Raw genomic sequence first — 762 nt, 5'->3', positions numbered from 1 at the left:
ATATAGCTCTTTAAAACATGACGAAGCTTGCGCTTCATTCAAACATTGTAAAACTTTTTTGCCTCATCGTTCAGTTTTCAAAGTTCGTCGGTTTAAAGAATTGGTGGAGCCTAGCGGGATCGAACCGCTGACCTCCTGCGTGCAAGGCAGGCGCTCTCCCAGCTGAGCTAAGGCCCCAAAAGTTATGATGGTCGGGAAGACAGGATTCGAACCTGCGACCCCTTGGTCCCAAACCAAGTGCTCTACCAAGCTGAGCTACTTCCCGAAATAAATGGTGCACCCTGAGAGATTCGAACTCCCGGCCTTTAGATTCGTAGTCTAACGCTCTATCCAGCTGAGCTAAGGGTGCGAGACGAATGAACTTTCATGGGATATTAAGATGGTACCGAGGGCCGGACTTGAACCGGCACGAGGAAACCCTCGCAGGATTTTAAGTCCTGTGCGTCTACCAATTCCGCCACCCCGGCAAGGTATAATTCATGCGGTAGACTATTTTAAAAAATGGTGCCGGCGAAAGGATTCGAACCCTCGACCCTCTGATTACAAGTCAGATGCTCTACCAACTGAGCTACACCGGCAGGTGTAATGGTGGAGGATGACGGGATCGAACCGCCGACCCCCTGCTTGTAAGGCAGGTGCTCTCCCAGCTGAGCTAATCCTCCAAATATGTAATGCCTGGCAACGTCCTATCCTCACAGGGGGAGACCCCCAACTACTTTCGGCGCTGAAGCGCTTAACTTCCGTGTTCGGCATGGGAACGGG

General features: G+C 51.4%; 6 tRNA genes and 1 rRNA gene. All 7 read right to left on the bottom strand.

Going from position 1 to position 762, the window contains the following annotated elements:
- Positions 1-101: 101 nt before the first annotated feature.
- Positions 102-177: transfer RNA gene (locus KNP81_RS15160), tRNA-Ala, on the bottom strand.
- An 11-nt stretch (positions 178-188) separates the two neighbouring features.
- Positions 189-265 (bottom strand) — tRNA-Pro (locus tag KNP81_RS15155).
- Positions 266-272: 7 nt separating this feature from the next.
- Positions 273-349, bottom strand: a tRNA-Arg gene (locus KNP81_RS15150).
- Between the two features lie 31 nt (positions 350-380).
- Positions 381-467: transfer RNA gene (locus KNP81_RS15145), tRNA-Leu, on the bottom strand.
- 35 nt (positions 468-502) lie between these two features.
- Positions 503-578, bottom strand: a tRNA-Thr gene (locus tag KNP81_RS15140).
- Between the two features lie 8 nt (positions 579-586).
- Positions 587-662, bottom strand: a tRNA-Val gene (locus KNP81_RS15135).
- Positions 663-673: 11 nt separating this feature from the next.
- Positions 674-762, bottom strand: a 5S ribosomal RNA gene (gene rrf / locus KNP81_RS15130); the annotation flags it as partial.

Source organism: Exiguobacterium sp. s149, from assembly GCF_018618395.1.
Lineage (GTDB): Bacteria > Bacillota > Bacilli > Exiguobacteriales > Exiguobacteriaceae > Exiguobacterium > Exiguobacterium chiriqhucha.
The sequence above is the reverse complement of the archived record's forward strand: the minus strand, read 5'-3'. Positions and strand labels throughout refer to the sequence as shown.